This is a genomic window from Nonomuraea sp. NPDC051191 (assembly GCF_044455665.1).
Lineage (GTDB): Bacteria > Actinomycetota > Actinomycetes > Streptosporangiales > Streptosporangiaceae > Nonomuraea.
This window is the reverse complement of sequence record NZ_JBITEZ010000011.1, coordinates 33,675-50,337: the sequence shown is the minus strand read 5'-3', so window position 1 is coordinate 50,337 and position 16,663 is coordinate 33,675. Positions and strand designations below refer to the sequence as shown.

The window sequence follows — 16,663 nt, the reverse complement described above, 5'->3', positions numbered from 1 at the left end:
GGCCTCAGGGGTTCTGGAAGGTCACTTCCGGGTTGGCGGGTGACGGGCCGTTCAGCAGGGGCTGGTTCTTGCCGCGGAGGTGCTGGTCGAAGAAGGCGCCGACGTACGCCGTGGTGATCTCGCCCGATCGCTTGCCCGACAGGGGCGCGGAAGGGTCCACGATCCCGACCTGGGCGCCCAGGATGGGCAGGTCGATGAAGGTGAAGTGGCCGGAGTCGGCCACGGTCAGCCAGCGCTTCCAGCCGTCCAGGCGTGGCCAGTCCCGTCCCCAGGTGGTGTCGGCGGAGCCGGGTGAGTGCTGGACCTTGGTGCCGAGCATGAGGAACGGCCGCCCGTCGAGCCCGGCGACCGGGACCGGGGCGAAGAACGAGCCGTCCAAGTTCGCCCCGGCGCGGACCCGCTGGTCGGCGGCCATGACGCTCGCCGCGGCGTTGCCGCCGAGCGAGTGGCCCGCGGCGCCGATCCGGCGCGGGTCGATCATCTGCCAGTGCCTCCAGGCGGGCGCGGACCGTACGGGGCGGGTCAGCCGGTCGATCACGAAGGACAGGTCGGCTGCCCGGCTGACCGCGGCCTTGGCCATCAGCTCCTTCTCCGCCTCGTCGGTGGGGGCGCTCTCCACCGTCTCGCATGCGACGCAGGTCAGGGTACGACCGCCGGGGAAGGTCGCGCCGAACGACTCGTAGGCGTGATCCACAAGGGCGACGACGTAGCCCTTGGAGGCGAGGTCCTCGGCGAGGGTGGTCAGGGTGGCCCGGTTGAGGGTGAACCCCGGGGAGAGCACCACCAAGGGGTGCCTGCCGCCGACGGGACGAGCGTTCAGGTGCGCGTTCGTGCTGACCTCGGCGAGCTGCTCCGCCTTGAAGACGGTGTCGAGCCTCTGCCCCTTGAGAAGCAGCCGAGCCTCGTCGACGGTCATGTACGGCGCGGCGCTCCCGCCGGTGCGCGCCGGGAAGTACACCGACACCATCAGCTCGCGTGCGGCCGCGGGCATCCACGGGTCGCGGCGGCCGGCGTCGACGAGATGCAGGGTGTCGCGCCCCACTTCGTACTGGCCGGTGGGCCGCGGGATCGCGACGCGTACGTCGGAGGTGTCCGCGGTGGAGGCGGCGGCGGGCGATGCGGCCGCCGCCGGGAGGGCCAGCGCCAGGGCGAGGAGGAAAGGTGCGGGATTACGGCGAGTTCTGATCATGCACAGAACTGTAGAAACGACGCCACCACCCCTCACATGCCCGAAAGACAACTTCGGCCCCTTACTTTCGTCAGGGAGTGGAGCCCGTCGGGTGGCGGCCGATAATGAGCGAATGATCAACGTGGGTCGCGTCGGCGGGGTTGCGATGGTCCGGGCTGCCAGGTTCTCCGGTCGGAGCGCCGACGGCGCGATCGCGGCGTTCACCACCGCGGCCACCCTCGGCCCGCTGCTGGTGGACGGTCCCAAGGCGTGGTGGATCGTCGCCCTGGGCACGCTCGCCTCCGCACCCGTCTACTGGCGCAGGCGCGCGCCCATGGCCGTGGCGCTGGTCGTCGGCGCCGCGATGACCGCCATGGTCTTCTGGGAGAAGCCGTTCCTCCCGTTCGGCCCCCTGGTCGCCGTCCACACCATCGCCGACGTCAGCCCCACGTGGAAGCGCCTGGCAGCGATCCCGGCGATCGCCGCCATCGTCGGCGTCTCCCTGGCGCTGCCGGGGGAGGACAGCGAGACCTTCCGCCTGATCGGCACCGCCTTCGTGGCCGCCTACGCGCTGGGCACCAGCGCCCGGGCGAACCGGTCACGTACCGCGGAACTGGCCGAACGGGCCCGTCGCCGTGAACAGGAGCACATCGCCGCGGTGGCGGAGGAACGGGCGCGGATCGCTCGTGACATGCACGACATCATCACGCACGCCGTCGGGCTGATGGTCGTCCAGGCGGAGGCCGGGCCCGTGGTCGTACGGAGCGACGCGCCCAGGGCCGAGGCCGTCTTCGACGCGATCGCCGACACCGGCAGGGAAGCGCTCACCGAGCTGCGCGGCCTGCTCACGGCGCTGCGCACGTCGGCCGTTCCGGCCGGGGAGGACCTCGGGCCCGCCCAGCCGACCCTGGACGGACTCGCCTCACTGGCCGAACGCAGCGGCCTGGACGTGGTCATGACCGTGGACGGCGAGCGGCGGCGGATCTCCGGCAGCCTGGAAGCCGCCGTCTACCGGATCGTCCAGGAAGCCCTCACCAACGTGCGCAAACACGCCGGGGCGCGCAACGTACGGCTGCGACTGCGCTGGACCGCGCGGGAACTGCTCGTCGAGATCGCCGACGACGGCGGCGGACCACGTCGCGACGGCGGCGGCTACGGCCTGACAGGCATGCGGGAACGAGCGACCACCTACGGCGGGACACTCACCACGGGACCGGGACAGGACGGCGGATTCCTTGTCAGGGCCGTCTTTCCGCTTGAATAGCGCGCATGCTGCGCGTGCTCATCGCCGACGACCAGGATCTCTTCCGTGCCGGGTTCGGCCTGATCCTGGGTGCTCAGCCGGACATGCTGGTGGTGGGCGAGGCGTCCGACGGTGACGAGGCGATCGCGCTGGCTGGGCGGCTGCGTCCGGACGTGGTCCTGATGGACGTGCGGATGCCGAACAGGAACGGCATCGAGGCCACCAGGGAGATCTGCGCGACCACCTCCGCCAAGGTGCTTGTCCTGACCATGTTCGACCTGGACGAATACGTCTACGACGCCGTCCGCGCGGGCGCCAGCGGCTTCCTGCTCAAGGACATCCGCCGCGACGAGCTGGCGCACGCGGTGCGCACCGTGGCCGCCGGTGAGGCGTTGCTGGCGCCCGCCGCCACCCGCAGGCTGCTGGAGAACCTGGTCAGACGGCCGGCTCACGGCCCGATGCCACGGCTGGCCGGACGGCTGGAGGCGCTCACCGAGCGGGAACGCGAAACGCTCAGGCTGGTCGCCCGCGGACTGTCCAACGCCGAGATCGCCGCCGCGCTCGTGGTCACCGAGCACACGGTCAAGACGCACGTCAGCCGCATCCTGACCAAGCTGGACCTGCGGGACCGGGTGCAGGCGGCGGTGTTCGCCTACGAATGCGGCCTCGTGGTCGCCGGTGAGAGTGACATCGGAGATCACACTCACGACTGACGCGCCACCAGGGTGGCCGCGAGCAGCATCGTCGGCATGAAACGTGTCCTGATCGCGCTCGCCGCGGCCCTCGCCTCGGCTGTCCTGCTGCACTTCGGCACCGGGCTGCACCCCGTGGCCTGGCTGACGTGGCTCGCTCCCTTGCCCGTGCTGCTCGCCGCCCCCCGGGTCAGGGGCGGCTCGGCCTTCGCCGCGGGCGCCCTCGCCTGGCTCGGCGGGCAACTGCAGTGGTGGTCGTACTTCACCGGGACGATCGAGACGCCCGTCCCGGTGGCGGCCGGTCTTCTCGCCGGGCCGGCGCTGCTGTACGGCCTCGGCGTGCTGCTTCACCGTTCGCTGCTGGCCAGGCGGCGGCCGCTGTCGGCCGTGCTCGCCGTACCGGCGCTGTGGGTCGGCGTCGAATACCTGATGGCGCTGGCCGGACCGCACGGCGCCTGGTGGAGCCTGGCATACACGCAGGCCGACGTGCTGCCCGTCGTGCAGACGGCCTCCGTCGCCGGCGTCTGGGGGATCACCTTCCTGCTCCTGCTCGTGCCCGCCGCCGTGGCCGCGCTTCTCGCACCGGGCGCGACCCGCCGGCTCCCTGTCGCGGTGACCGCGGGCGCGCTGGTGGCGCCGGCCCTGGCGTACGGCCTCGTGCGGCTCGGCACCGGCCAGGACGGCGGGCAGCACCGCGAAGTCGCGCTGATCTCCACCGACAACCCGCTCGACACCGCGGAACTGGACACCCCGCAGGGACGCGACCTGCTCCGGCGCTACGGCCGGGCCGTCGAGGCGGCCGCCGCCCGCGGTGCCGGGATCGCGGTGCTGCCGGAGAAGACGTTCGGGGCGGCCACCGCCCGCCTGCCGCTGGCCAGGCCGGGAGTGACGGTCGTCGCCGGCGTCGCGCTCGGCACCGGCGCGACGCGGACCAACAGCGCGCTGGTCTACCCGTCCGGCGCCCGCTACGACAAGCACCACATGATTCCCGGGCTGGAGTCGGAGTTCACGTCCGGCAGCACGCTGACCATGCTCGGCCCGACGACGGGCCTGATCATCTGCAAGGACCTCGACTTCCCCTGGCTGGTACGCCAGTACCGCCAGGCCGGCGCGACGGCGCTGCTCGCCCCCGCCTGGGACTTCGACGACGACGCCTGGCTGCACAGCCGCATGGCGATGGTCCGCGGGGTGGAGAGCGGGTTGTCGGTGGTCCGCGCGGCCCGCCAGGGCTTCCTCACGGTGAGCGACACCCGGGGACGGGTGCTGGCCGAAGGCCGCAGCGGCGAATCCGGCGTGGAGACGGTGTTCGCGGCGCTGCCGCAGCAGGGCGCCTCGACCGTCTACACCAGCCTGGGCGACTGGGCCGCCTGGTCCTCGGTCGCGATGCTGCTCGTCGCACTCGCCAGACTCCGCATCGCCGCCCCGCACAGGATGCCGGATCAGCAGCCTTTGGCGGGCTGAACCCCGTGCGAGGCACGATCTTCCCACGGACGGGAGGCGCCCTGTCACGACCGGGGATCTGATCAGGACACCGAGGTCAGGTGGCCGTATCTGGACAGGGCCGTGGCCAGGTCGCCGGATTCGCCACGGAGAACCGCGTCCAGGAAGGCGATGGTGGCCTCCGCGGTGATGCGCGGCCCGGCGGTCCGGCCGAGCGAGCCGACGAGCGCGGGCAGGGGCGGCAGGAAGAGCGGGGCGTCGGTGAAGGTGAGGTGCGCCGTGCCGGGGACGGTGAGCCGGTAGCTCGTCGCCGTACTGAGCTGAAGCACCCGCGTGAGGCGCGGGATGTATTCCGGCGTCTCGCCCGGTTCGACGTCGTGGGTGAGCGCGAGCACGGGCTGGTGGAACGGTCGCGTCACGGGGTCGCGGGGGAAGCCGTCCAGGTCGATGACGGCTGCGAACCGGGGGTCCTGGCGGGCGGCCTGCAGGGCGGCGGCGCCTCCGAGGGAGTGGCCGGTCGCCGCGGCGCGGCGGGTGTCGAGCCGCCCGGTCAGGAGGCCGGGGATCTCTCCACGGTCCAGGCGGCCGAGCTGGGTGAGCACGAAGCTGAGATCGGCGGCCCGGACCGCCGTCCACCCGGCCGCGCGCCTGTCGTCCTCCGCCTGGTCACCGGTGGCCGCGACCCGGGTGCGGATCGTCCGGCCGTCGGTGAGGGTGACGACGGCCGAGTCGTACGGGTGGTCGAGGGCCGCCACGACGTACCCGCGGCCGGCCAGTTCCTCGGCCCAGGCGGTGTTCTGGGTGCGCACGCCGCCGAGCCCGGGCGAGAACAGCACCACGGGGAACCGGCCGCCTCCGCCGGCCACCGGCGCATCGGGCACCGAGCTCGTGCGGGCGCGTGGCGGCTCGTCGAGGATGAAGCCCGGAAGGCCCAGGTAGTCGGCCTCACCACGGGCGACGAGCTGTGCTTCTCGCATGGTGCGGCCGAGGTACCGGGCCCGCTGGGCGGCCGGGGGAGCGTCCTGCGCGGGATACCAGAGCTGGACGACGACCGTCCGCTTGTCATCGGTCCGGGACGTGGCGATCTCCGCGCGATCAGGGTCGCTCCATTGCACGACGGTGGTGCCGACGGCGTAGGCGCCCGACGGCTCGGGGAACACGGGCACGGGCAGCGCCCACGCCGCCACCGCGCCCGCGAGGATCAGGGCCAGGCAGGCCGCCGATCCCGGCAGGGCCAGCCACCATCGAGCCCGCCGTACGGGCCGTCCGGCACGCCATCGCAGCAGTGAAGGAGCAGCGAACGCCAGCGCGATGGCCCCTCCCGCGAGGACGGGGAGGAGTTGCCAGCGGATCCCGAGCACGGCCAGCACGGTCGCGGACACCGCGAGGAGCGCCGCGCCGGCCAGTGTCGAGAGGTGGCGCGCCCTGGGCGGCAGCCAGCGGGCCGGCACCAGTGCGACTGCGGATGCCAAGGCCACGAGCTCTACGGGGGAGAGCCCGAACACGGTCACGTTCATGTGATCACCGTGGCGGAACGACCCCGACCGGACATCGGGCCCAGTACCGAGAGTCGCCTGCGACCCCGGTATGACCCTTCGCGCCCCGTCTGCGACTGTTGGCTGATCTCTGCCCCGACCACGCGAAACCTCGGCGGAACGGGTTCCGGCCCTCATGCGATTTCCTCACCCGAAGATGTGGATGTTCTCCCGGACCCAGTCGTGAAGGGTCAGCGGCGGCTGGCCGGTGAGCCTTTCGACGGTGTCGAAGATCTGCCGGTCCCAGGCGGTCGATTGGCGCTTGAGCTCCAGCAGCGCCTCCAGCCGAGGCCCCGACCAGCCGAGGCGGTCGAATTCCGCTGGTGGACAGCTTGACCAGATGGGACGCCCCCGCCCGGGCCGCCGCGGCGACCAGGTTGCGTTCCTGGACGGGGCCGTCGGGACCGTAGCCGGGCGGCAGGACGAAGACCTTGTCGACGCCGTCGAGTGCGGCGTCGAGGGTGTCGGGCCGGTCGAAGTCACCGGTGGCGACTCGACGCCGGTGGGGAACGTGGCCTTGGCGGGATCGCGGGTCATGGCCCGGACGGGGACGTTCCGGTCGGCGAGCAGGGCGAGAAGGAACAGGGACAGGGCCGGCCCGATCGACGCGATCGCGATGGAGCACCGGGCCGGCGTCGATCACCGCGCACAGCAGCCCGATCAGCGCGAACAGGACCATGCTCGCGAGGGGACGGTGGCGCCGGCGGGCGCGGTCACGGCAGGTGCGGAAGAACGGGAAGTCACGAAGATCCTGGCGATCAGAGAAGCAAACTCCGGCGGAGCCTGCGAACGAACGGAAGAACATCGGCCCTGAACGGGCGACGGAGATGGGATCGGTCAGGCGTGAACCTGACGCGAACCGGCCTGCTCGGCCCTCTCAACCCTGATCCACCCGCTCGCGGGCTTGTCGATCAAGGTCCTTCATGTGTTCGTCTGGTCTCGAGGCTCCCGATCGATCGCCAGGATGCGGAAAGTCCGGAGTTGATCAACCGGACGGCGGCGACGCCAACACTCCAGGCCAGGGCGCTGCAACTTCGGACCGGCCGGTGAACGTCCGCAGACCCGCCGGGCCGCCCTGGACGGCGGGGTGGCCGATGGCGTCCAGGGAACGGCGTGCGCGGGTGGCTAGTGCGGTGACCGCTAACGTTCACCGGGTTCAGTGACCTGCGGCCGGTCAGTCGTCGTTGACCAGCCACTGCCGTCCGTCGATCAGCTCCCGGACCGCGTCGAGCTGTCCGGCGTGCGTCGCAGTGTCGACGATCACGTGCATCAGCACTTCGCGCAAGGACCCCAGCCGCCATGACCCCGAACCGAACATCTTCGTCGGCCACCAGGCCGGCACGGCATCGATCGCCGTCGCCCCGATGACCATGTTCGACTGCTCGATCGTCCGTCGATACCGCGCGAGCACGTCCGCACCGGAGAACTCCTCGGGGACCTTCCAACCGAACTCGCCGACCACGAGCGTGTCGATGACCTGGCGATCGGCGGTCATCGCGCCGCGAAACCAAAGCGCCTCGGACCAGGTCAAATGGTGCACCAGGTCGCGGGGCGACCAACCGGACGGCAGCACCACCTGGCGTAGTTGCTCCTCGCCAAGGCCGTCCAGGATGCCCAGGACGTGCTTGCGCTGCGAGTCCAGGTAACCGACCAGTGTTTCGCGCTCCACGGCCTTGCCCTCCCCACGATATTTGCCGACGTCAGACCATACAACAACGAGATCGGCAACCGCGTGGATCAACGTGAGCGCGGTCAAGCCGGTGCGTTGTCCACCCGGTGAACGTTCATGGTCACCGCACTAGCCGAGGAACGCCGTCCGGTTCTCCTCGGCCCAGGAGGCGAACGTCCGCGCGGGCGTCCCGGTCAGTTCCTCCACGAGCGAGGTGAGCTCGATCGGCCGGCCGTCGCAGCCCTTCCAGTAGTCCAGCAGGGCGTCCGCGAGGGTCGCGTCCATGTACTGCGCCATTTCGGCCTTCCACTCCTGCCTGGTGACGGGTGTGATCGCGATGTCCCGTCCGGTGACGCGCGAGAGGGTCTGGACCTGGTCGGTGAACGTGAGCGACTGCGGTCCGGTCAGTCTGTACGTCCTGCCGCCGAGGGCGGGGTCGGCCAGGACGGCAGCCGCCACCGCCGCGATGTCCGCCTCGTGGATGGCGTCGACGTGCGCGTGCGGGTAGGGCAGGGTGATCGGCCTCCCCGACTTGATCGCCCAGGACCACGCCATCGCGTTGCCGCAGAAGGTGCCGGGCCGCAGAACGGTGCTCGGCACGGGTGAGGCGGCCAGGGCGCGTTCGGAGACGAGATGCGTGGCGGCCAAGGGGCTGCTGTCGGGGTCGGGCGTGAGCACGGCAGCAGAGGACAGCAGCACGACGTGCTCGACCCCGGCGGCCTCGGCCGCCGCGGCGAACTCCTGCGCGTGTGACGGTTCGGCGTAGAGGAAGACCGAGGTCACGCCTGCGAGCGCGGGAGCGAAGGTGGTCGGGTCGCCCAGGTCGCACCTGACGACGGACGGGTCGGCAGGGGCCTTGGAGGCCGGTCGTACGGGCAGGCCCTGCTCGCGCAGGAGGCCGATAAGCGCGGTCGCGACAGCGCCGCGAGCGCCCGTGACAAGAGTGGTCATGTCAGTACAGATCCCCTCACAGGCTCGCGCCACCTTGAGCGCGGCGCCTGTCGATAGAATGAAGGCGTGACACAGAAGTTGTGTCGCGCAAGTATTGCGTGACGCACATTATGAGGAGGATGGAGCCGCCCGTGTCAAATCGAGCCGAGACGCTCAAGCGCATCAGCGACGAGAGTCAGCGCCACTACGCGGCCTACACGCTGTTCAACCAGGCCATGGCCGACCGGCTCGGCCTCCATCCCACCGACCTGCAATGCGTGGCCCTGCTGGATCTGGAGGACGGGCCGATCAGCACCGGTGAGATCGCCCGCCTGGCCGGTCTCACCCCGGGATCGGCCACCCGCCTGGTCGACCGCCTGGACAAAGCAGGTCTCGTCGTACGGCACGCCGACCCGGCCGACCGCAGGCGCGCCCTGGTCGCCCTGTCCCCGGAGGCCCGCGCCCGGATCGGTTCGGCCTGGGACGTCCCGGGCAGGGCGTTCGTCGAGATGCTCGACCACTACGACGACGACGCGCTGGCCCTGATCGCCGACTACCTCCACCGGGCCGCTTCGGTGGGCCGCGCGCAGGCGCAGCGCCTCACGGCCTCCAGCTAAGGCATGCTTCGGGCACCCGGACGCCCCCGAGCCCCCGTTCGGCAGGACGGTGAAAGCATGGTCTAGCGTGATCGCCATGAAGGCGGCTGCTCGGTATCTGTACTGGTTGGCGTGGGCGCAGAAGGGCCGGGTCGCGCTGGGTGCGACACTGGGCACCCTGTGGACGGTCGGCCTCACGCTCCCGCCGTACCTGCTGTCCAGGGCGATCGACGACAACCTGGCGCCCGGCTGGGTCCTGGCGCTGCTCGGCTCCGGCCTCGCCAACGCCTGGCTGGCGATGATGCGGCACCGCACGATGACCAAGATCCGGATGGACGCCAACTTCCGCACGGTGCGCGCCCTGGTGGAGCAGATCAACACTCTCGGCGCGGACCTGACCAAGCGCACCTCGGCAGGCGAGGTCGTGACGATCGGTATCGGCGACGTCATCACGATCGCCGCCGCGCTGACGGTGACCGGTCCCGGGGTGGGCGCGGTGATCAGCTACGGGGTGGTGGCGGCGCTGCTGCTCCAGGTCTCCGTGGTGCTGGCCGTGGTGGTGCTGCTCGGCGTGCCGGTGCTGGCGATCGTGCTCGGGCCGCTGCTCGGGCGGCTGATGAAGGTGCAGAACGGCTACCGCGAGAGCCAGGGCAGACTGACCACCCGGCTGGTGGACCTGATCGAGGGGCTGCGGGTGCTCAACGCGTTCGGCGGCAAGGACGCCTACGCCGAGCGTTACCTCGCCGACTCGGCGCGCCTGCGCGAGCAGGGTTACCGGGTGGCGTCGCTGACGAGCTGGATCGGCGCGCTGGGCGTCGGGCTGCCCGCGCTGTTCCTGGCAGCGGTGACGTGGCTGGGCGCCAGGCTGGCCGCAGACGGCGCGATCACGGTGGGCGAGCTGGTCGGCGTCTACGGATACATCGCCATGCTGGTGGTCCCCGTTTCGTTCTTCATCGAGGGCAGCTTCCAGATCAGCCACGGCCTGGTCGCCGCCCGGCAGGTCACCCGCTTCCTCGCGCTACGGCCCGGCGACCGCCCCCGCTCCCTCGGGACGCTGGAGATCGCGCCGGGAAGCCTTGTGGGGCTGGTCAGCGCCCGCCCCGAGGAGAGCGTGGCGCTGCTGGAGAGCCTCGGCGGCTTCGACGGCACCTCGTTGATCGCCGACCACGACGCCGCGCTGTTCGCCGGCACGCTGCGCGAGGTGCTGCAGGGCCGGGGCGCGGCCGACGACGAGACCATCCGTCGCGCCGTCACCGTCGCCGCCGCCCAGGACGTGGTCGCCGGACTGCGCCACGGGCTGGACTCCATGATCGAACCGGCCGGGCGCAACCTGTCGGGCGGCCAGCGGCAGCGGGTGCGCCTGGCCAGGGCACTGGTGGCCGATCCCGAGGTGCTGCTGGCGGTGGAGCCCACCTCCGCGCTGGACGCGCACACCGAATCCCTGCTCGCGCAGCGCCTTCGTGCGGCGCGCACCGGCCGTACGACGGTCGTCGCCACCACGTCGCCGCTGCTGCTCGCCCATACCGACCAGGTCGTCCTGATCGAGGACGGCCGGGTGTCCGCGACCGGCACCCACCGCGACCTGCTGGAATCCAGCGACGAGTACCGGACGGTGGTGTCATGATCCGCGCCCTCCCCGTCGCCGACCGCAAGCACGTGCGGCAGGCGGCCCTGCGACTGATCCGCCGCGACGTCCCCGGGTTCACCGCCACCCTCCTCCTCAACGGCCTGGCGGCGTCCGCGGCCCTGGTCAGCCCGTGGCTGCTGGGCCGCATCGTCGACACCATCTCCGCCGGCGGCGCCATCGACGTCCTGGCCGCGGTCGCCGTGGGCGGGGCGCTGCTGCAGCTCATCCTGTCCCGGTACGCCGAGAAGGTCGGCACCCGCTTCAGCGAGCGCACCCAGGAGCACATCCGCCAGGAGTTCCTCGACCGGGTGCTCGCCCTGCCCGCCGCCACGGTCGAGCACATCCGCACCGGAGACCTGACCGCCCGTGGCACCACGGACGTCGGCGTGGTCGGGCGCACCCTGCGCGACGCCGCCCCGGCCGTGCTGATCTCCTCCCTGCAGGCACTCTTCCTCGTCGTGGCCGTCTTCCTGGTCGACCCGCTGATGGGAGCCTGCGGTCTGGTCGCGCTCGCCGGCGTCGCGGCCGCCTCCCGCTGGTACCTGCGCCGCGCCCGCGACGCCTACCTGGAGGAGGGCGCCGCCCGCTCGGAACTGGCCGAACACCTGGCCGCCAACGCCGCCGGCGCCCGCACCATCGAAGCACTCGGCCTCCAGGACCGGCGGACCAGCGCCGCCGAGCGGGTGATCGAGCGCGGGCGGGTCGCCCAGCTCAGAACCCTCTTCCTGCGCGGCGTCCTCTGGCCGTCGGTGGAGGTCTCCGCTCTGCTCCCTCCGGTCCTGGTCCTGCTGCTCGGCGGAGTCCTGCTGGACAGCGGCCAGGTCACCCTCGGCGCCGTGGTCTCCTCCGCGCTCTACCTTCGCCAGCTCCAGCAGCCCGTCGAGACCATCCTCATCTGGATGGAACAGCTGCAGAGCAGCGGCGCCTCCTTCGCCCGGCTCGAAGGACTCCGGACCCCGGCGGCGCGGGCCGACGTGACCGCCCCTGACCCCCAGGACGACCACATCGTGGCGACCGGCGTGCACTTCGCCTACGAATCCACCGACGACGTCGTCACCGGCGTGGACCTGACCGTGCGGCCCGGCGAGCGCCTGGCCGTCGTCGGCCCTTCGGGAGCCGGCAAGTCCACGTTCGGCAAGCTGCTGGCCGGCATCGACCGCCCCCGCCTCGGCACGGTCACCGTCGGCTCGGTCCCCGTCGCCGACCTGTCTCCCGCCCAGCTCCGCAAGCACGTCGTGCTGGTCACCCAGGAGCAGCACCTGTTCCTCGGCACCGTCCGCGACAACCTGCAGCCGGCCGACCCCAATGCCGACGACAACCAGATGGAGAAGGCCCTGGCGGTCGTCGGCGCGGACTGGGTCACCTCACTGGACGACGAGCTCGGTTCGCAGTCCTCCGGCACCGAACTCGGCCCCGACCGGGTGCAGCAGCTCGCCCTGGCCCGGGTCGTCCTGGCCGACCCGCACACCGTCATCCTCGACGAGGCCACCGCCATGCTCGACCCGCGTACGGCCCGTCGCGCCGAACGGTCGCTGGCGGCGGTGCTGGACGGACGTACGGTGATCGCGATCGCGCACCGGCTGCACACGGCGCGGGACGCGGACAGGGTGGTGGTGATGGAGGCCGGACGCGTCGTGGAGGTCGGCGCGCACGACGAGCTGGTCGCGGCCGGTGGGGTCTATCAGTCGTTGTGGAGGGCTCACGCCCCTGAGTCATCGCTCTGACCTGCGAGATCGGTGAATCCGCGTGCACGGCACAGAGCGTGTGCGAACGAGAGCAGCCGGTGTGTCCGTCTCGCGTCTTTCTGCCGGTACGTCGGGACAGGAAACTGCGGACGGCGGCCAGGGCCGCCGTCACGCGAGCGGAGGAGGGGCCACACGCCGACGCCGGGCCGGTCCCGCGCTCCCCGGAGCCTGAGTGGCCGCCCCTCGCGCACCGGGATCGAGGGTGCTGACCCGGCGCACCGGTCCCCGCCAGATGGGCAGCGGCGCGAATCGCTACTGGGTGGTGGAGCAGACGCGCAACGAGGAATGGACCGCGCCCGACGGCAAGGCCTGATTCGGGTACCGGACGGCGGGGGCGTCCCCGAAGATCGGCCACCCGAAGGTCGTTCAGCAGAACGGACTGACGATCAAGGGCAAGACCGACCTGATCGTGGACACCGGCACGATGCTTCTGCTGTCCGAGAGCCAGACGACCGCGATCAGGGGCAAGCCGTCCCTCAACGAGACCAGCACCCACACCATGCTCGCGGCCGGCTGGACCAACACCGCGCCGGCCGTCCCCGCCCTGCCGTAGCGGGGTGACGGCCAAGCGCAACGAGCCTCGCTCGTTCAGCCGGAATGTCATCCAGAGGATCGTTAATGGAGAAAGGTGCCTCCGACCTGCGATGATCGGAGTGCCTAGATTGCCTCGGAGTGAACTTCCTGGTCAAGCAGGGCGTTGATCATCTCCTGGAGTCGGTCGCGTCCGATGGTGCCGAGTGCGCCGGACAGGGCCTGGGCGAGCTTGTCGAACGGGTCGTCCATCGGCAGCTCCTTCACCTTCTCGGCCAGTTCCTGCACGCCCCACAGCCCGTCTTTGTGAATGTGGCCGCCGAGGGACCAGCCATGATTGACCGTGACCGTTCCGCCTCGTACCGACAGCACCTGGCCGGTGAGCGGGCAGGCTGCGCCGGCCAGGTAGGCGGCAACAGGTGCGCAGGCGGCCGGGTGCAGTGGGTCGAACCGGCCCGCCGGCGGTTCCTCGCTCATACCTGGAACGGCGAGAGTGAGGCGGGTCCGGGCCATCGAGGGCGAGATGCAGTTGACCCGCACGCCGTACCGGCCGAGTTCGAGGGCGGCCACGGTGGTCAGCGCCGCGACCCCGGCGTTGCCTGCCGCATAGGAGACCTGCGCGGGCAGCGGGTTGAGCAGCCCGGAGCCGGAGGAGGTGTTGACCACGGCGCGGTCGGCGTGGACCCCTGCCTGATGCCGGTCGCGCCAGTGGCGGGCCGCCCAGTGCGTTACCGCGAAGGTGCCCTTCAGCTTGACGGCCACGACGTCGTCGAAGTCCTCCGCCGACAGGTCGGTCAGGCCCATGTTCCGTTCGATGGTCGCGTTGTTGACCACGACGTGCAGGTCGCCGAAGGACTCCAGAGCCGTCTCCACCATGCGGCGGGCGCCGTCCCAGTCGGTGACGCTGTCGGTGTTGCCCACGGCCTGTCCGCCGTGGGCAGTGATCTCTTCGACGACCTTCGCGGCTACGCCGGCGTCGCCGCCCCTGCCGTCGATGGCGACGCCGGGGTCGTTGACAACGACCTTGGCCCCTTCGGCGGCGAAGAACAGCGCCTCTTCCCGCCCGATGCCGCGCCCTGCTCCGGTGATGAGGACGACGCGTCCGTCCAGACTTCCCATGAACGATCTCCTTCACTGACTGCAGTCTATGTACTGATTCACAGTATGCATTAATTCAGAAGATGTAATAAACTGCCCTGCGTGATGGAGAAGCACGGACTGCGAGAGCGCAAGAAGCAGCGCACCCGGCAGGCCCTCATCGAGGCGGCGGTGCGCCTGTTCGAGGACAAGGGCTACGACCACGTGACGGTGGCCGAGATCGCCGACGCCGCGGAGGTGTCCCCCCGCACCTTCTTCCTCCACTTCCAGACCAGGGAGGATGTGCTTCTGGCCAATGCCGACGTGCGCGTCGATCTGGCGCTGCAGGCGATCGCCGAGCGCCGCGCCGGGGAACAGCTGTCCGAGGTGCTGGTGCGGGCGATGGACCAGATGATCGCCGATACCTGGGACAGCGACCTCCCCAGCGGGCTCGCGGCACTGCGGGCACGGCTCGCGGCCTCGGTGCCGGCGCTACAGGCCCGGCTGCTTCAGCGATACCTCACTGCGCAGGCCGAACTGGCCCAGGCTCTGCAGCGGGCATTCCCCGACAGGCTCGACACGATCACCGCCTCCGCCTTGGTCGGCGCGATGGTGGGCGCGATCAGCGCAGCCGCACTGACCGCGCTGCAGCGCGGCGACGGACCTGGCGAGGTACGGAACGCCATGCGGCAGGCCATGGCTTTGGTGGCGCAATCCGTCACCTGACCCCGTCCATCCGGCCATGTGCGGAAGCCGTAACCAGCTCGCGTGGGGGAGGCGAGTCACCCGCACCGCCTACGCGCTTCCCTGGCTGCTGCTCCCCACGTGCCTGTGGAGGTTGCCGTTCGCCTTTCACTTCGACATGGGCCAGCTCGACGACGCGCCTGTGGCACCGTTGTGGATCAGCATCCCCTATGTCTTCGGGCTCAGCGTGCTCACCGAGCTGGCGGCGCTGCTCAGCATCGGTCTGGTGCGCGGCCGGGGCGAGGTGGTCCCGAGCTGGATCCCGGTCATCGGCGGCAGACGTGTGCCGCCCATGGCAGCGGTCGTCCCTGCCGTGGCCGGTGGGCTGCTCTTGACTGCGGTGTCGGTCTGGATGACGCTCTCCTGGGTCGGCGTCTCCGACAGCATCGCGTACGAGAATGGCTGGTGGCGGGCGCTCACCGGGATCAAGGCCGTGGCGGCCGGCGCCCACGGCCACACCGAGAACGAACTGCGCGACGTCCGAGATTTGTGCAGGCTCTACGCCGTCCAGATCGCGAACGCCACCTTCGCCGGCCGCAGCGCCAGGCATGCCTTCCCGGACGTGCCCGAGATCGATCGCCTCGCCGAAGAGGAGCCGCGGCCGACCGGCCATGTGTGGAGGAGGCTGCCGGGTCGGGTCCCGGCTCGTCGGCGCGGTCGTTGAGGACGGCTTCGCGCGGTTGGAGCTGAGCAGCATCTTGAGTGCGGGAGCCGAGGTGGAAAGGTCATGAGCATTCCACCAGGAGGTAGCTCACCAGCGCGTTCGCGGCCGTGACCGTCGTCCCCGACCCGTTGTAGTCATTGTCCTGGAGTCCCTGCTCGGAGACGGCGGTCACCTCCCCGACGTCCGGCTCGTTAAGCATCACCGACGTCGGGGAGACACCGAAGCAGATCTGCGAGAGGTCCGGCGTGGGATCGAGCGTGGGGTCGAACTGGGGCCAGAACGACTGCAGGAGGTAGGCCGCCGAGGCCACGCTCGCGCCACCGAGGGCGGGCAGCGGCCCGACGGTCTGGGTCACGGGGGCGACGTTGGGCAGGTAGGCGAGGCCGAGCCCGAGGCCGGTTCCCTCGGGGGTCATCGCGATGACGGCGGCGTCGACCGTGCCCGAGAAGGCCGAGTCGCCGGTCCAGATGCCGCCGGCGACCGCCGACACCGCGGGCGTGCGCGACGTGAGCGGGTACGTGACGCCCACTCCGACGCCGAGGCTCAGGAAGTCGGAGTCGTCCTCGGCGAACGTGTACGAGAAGCCGGAGATGGCCGCGACCGCGTACACCGGCGGATACGACGTCGGCAGCGGCTCCTGCGCCACCTGCGACGACATCTGGTCGACCGGGATTCCATGCTGGTTCTGCATGACGAGCCCGGACGGGTCGTCCGAGCCGATCCAGGCGACGACCGTGACGTAGGTGTAGGACGAGGAGGTGTCGATGTCGTCCATGAGCAGGGTCTGGTTGATGATGACGGTCGTCGAATCCGCTTCGGCGTCGCTGCCCACCTGCAGGGACACGCCGATGTTCTGGATCTGCGCGTTGGGCGGCTGCGTCTGCCAGTTCAGGTAGCTCAGCGCGTAGACGAAGGGCCCCACGGTGCCGGTGAAGGCGAAGGTTCCCGAGCCGCTGCCGGTGATCTTCTGCGTCTGGATGGCGATCGGCATGGTGGCGCTCC

General features: G+C 70.9%; 17 protein-coding genes. 11 read left to right on the top strand and 6 right to left on the bottom strand.

Going from position 1 to position 16,663, the window contains the following annotated elements:
- Positions 1-4: 4 nt before the first annotated feature.
- Positions 5-1,189 (bottom strand): alpha/beta hydrolase family protein, encoded by a 1,185-nt coding sequence (locus ACIA8R_RS30160; RefSeq protein WP_397041508.1) that lies wholly within the window; start codon positions 1,187-1,189, stop codon positions 5-7.
- Between the two features lie 112 nt (positions 1,190-1,301).
- Here ACIA8R_RS30160 and ACIA8R_RS30155 point away from each other — a divergent pair, with 112 nt between their 5' ends.
- The 3 genes from ACIA8R_RS30155 to ACIA8R_RS30145 are packed head-to-tail and all read left to right on the top strand — an operon-like array spanning position 1,302 to position 4,564.
- Positions 1,302-2,432: a sensor histidine kinase gene (locus ACIA8R_RS30155; protein ID WP_397041507.1), complete on the top strand. Its 1,131-nt coding sequence runs from the start codon at positions 1,302-1,304 to the stop codon at positions 2,430-2,432.
- Between the two features lie 5 nt (positions 2,433-2,437).
- Positions 2,438-3,124: a response regulator transcription factor gene (locus tag ACIA8R_RS30150; RefSeq protein WP_364102106.1), complete on the top strand. Its 687-nt coding sequence runs from the start codon at positions 2,438-2,440 to the stop codon at positions 3,122-3,124.
- Between the two features lie 36 nt (positions 3,125-3,160).
- A complete protein-coding gene (locus ACIA8R_RS30145; protein ID WP_397041506.1) occupies positions 3,161-4,564 on the top strand; it encodes a hypothetical protein in 1,404 nt (467 codons plus the stop codon).
- A gap of 62 nt (positions 4,565-4,626) precedes the next feature.
- Here the strand turns inward: ACIA8R_RS30145 and ACIA8R_RS30140 are convergent, their stop codons facing one another.
- Entirely contained in the window at positions 4,627-6,060 is a 1,434-nt protein-coding gene (locus ACIA8R_RS30140; RefSeq protein ID WP_397041505.1) for a hypothetical protein, read from the bottom strand.
- A gap of 358 nt (positions 6,061-6,418) precedes the next feature.
- On the opposite strand from ACIA8R_RS30140, the gene ACIA8R_RS30135 reads away from it, so the two are divergent.
- On the top strand, positions 6,419-6,892 hold the full coding sequence (locus ACIA8R_RS30135) for a hypothetical protein (protein ID WP_397041504.1): 474 nt from the start codon (positions 6,419-6,421) through the stop codon (positions 6,890-6,892).
- Positions 6,893-7,252: 360 nt separating this feature from the next.
- On the opposite strand, the gene ACIA8R_RS30130 is transcribed toward ACIA8R_RS30135, so the two are convergent.
- Both ACIA8R_RS30130 and ACIA8R_RS30125 read right to left on the bottom strand, forming a co-directional pair.
- Positions 7,253-7,834 (bottom strand): DinB family protein, encoded by a 582-nt coding sequence (locus ACIA8R_RS30130; protein WP_237104576.1) that lies wholly within the window; start codon positions 7,832-7,834, stop codon positions 7,253-7,255.
- 42 nt (positions 7,835-7,876) lie between these two features.
- Complete coding sequence (locus ACIA8R_RS30125; protein WP_397041503.1) at positions 7,877-8,698, bottom strand: NAD(P)H-binding protein; 822 nt, start codon at positions 8,696-8,698, stop codon at positions 7,877-7,879.
- Positions 8,699-8,829: 131 nt separating this feature from the next.
- On the opposite strand from ACIA8R_RS30125, the gene ACIA8R_RS30120 reads away from it, so the two are divergent.
- From ACIA8R_RS30120 to ACIA8R_RS30100, 5 genes are all read left to right on the top strand, one after another.
- Positions 8,830-9,294 carry a MarR family transcriptional regulator gene (locus ACIA8R_RS30120; protein WP_364102088.1) on the top strand — a complete coding sequence of 155 codons (465 nt, stop codon included), beginning with the start codon at positions 8,830-8,832 and terminating at the stop codon, positions 9,292-9,294.
- A 76-nt stretch (positions 9,295-9,370) separates the two neighbouring features.
- Complete coding sequence (locus ACIA8R_RS30115) at positions 9,371-10,897, top strand: ABC transporter transmembrane domain-containing protein (RefSeq protein WP_397041502.1); 1,527 nt, start codon at positions 9,371-9,373, stop codon at positions 10,895-10,897.
- Positions 10,894-12,624 carry an ABC transporter ATP-binding protein gene (locus ACIA8R_RS30110; RefSeq protein WP_397041501.1) on the top strand — a complete coding sequence of 577 codons (1,731 nt, stop codon included), beginning with the start codon at positions 10,894-10,896 and terminating at the stop codon, positions 12,622-12,624. The genes ACIA8R_RS30115 and ACIA8R_RS30110 overlap by 4 nt, the downstream gene beginning before the upstream one ends.
- Before the next feature lie 193 nt (positions 12,625-12,817).
- Positions 12,818-12,958: a hypothetical protein gene (locus tag ACIA8R_RS30105; protein WP_397041500.1), complete on the top strand. Its 141-nt coding sequence runs from the start codon at positions 12,818-12,820 to the stop codon at positions 12,956-12,958.
- Positions 12,959-13,054: 96 nt separating this feature from the next.
- The gene (locus tag ACIA8R_RS30100; RefSeq protein WP_397041499.1) at positions 13,055-13,198 is read left to right on the top strand and encodes a hypothetical protein; all 144 of its coding nucleotides are present in this window, start codon (positions 13,055-13,057) and stop codon (positions 13,196-13,198) included.
- A 104-nt stretch (positions 13,199-13,302) separates the two neighbouring features.
- Here ACIA8R_RS30100 and ACIA8R_RS30095 read toward each other — a convergent pair whose 3' ends face one another.
- Entirely contained in the window at positions 13,303-14,295 is a 993-nt protein-coding gene (locus ACIA8R_RS30095) for an SDR family NAD(P)-dependent oxidoreductase (protein ID WP_397041498.1), read from the bottom strand.
- A gap of 84 nt (positions 14,296-14,379) precedes the next feature.
- Here ACIA8R_RS30095 and ACIA8R_RS30090 point away from each other — a divergent pair, with 84 nt between their 5' ends.
- Both ACIA8R_RS30090 and ACIA8R_RS30085 read left to right on the top strand, forming a co-directional pair.
- Positions 14,380-14,979 (top strand): helix-turn-helix domain-containing protein, encoded by a 600-nt coding sequence (locus ACIA8R_RS30090; protein WP_364102150.1) that lies wholly within the window; start codon positions 14,380-14,382, stop codon positions 14,977-14,979.
- Between the two features lie 136 nt (positions 14,980-15,115).
- Positions 15,116-15,661, top strand: a complete 546-nt coding sequence (locus ACIA8R_RS30085; protein WP_397041497.1) for a hypothetical protein — start codon at positions 15,116-15,118, stop codon at positions 15,659-15,661.
- Positions 15,662-15,722: 61 nt separating this feature from the next.
- On the opposite strand, the gene ACIA8R_RS30080 is transcribed toward ACIA8R_RS30085, so the two are convergent.
- A complete protein-coding gene (locus ACIA8R_RS30080) occupies positions 15,723-16,652 on the bottom strand; it encodes a hypothetical protein (protein WP_397041496.1) in 930 nt (309 codons plus the stop codon).
- Positions 16,653-16,663 lie beyond the last annotated feature (11 nt).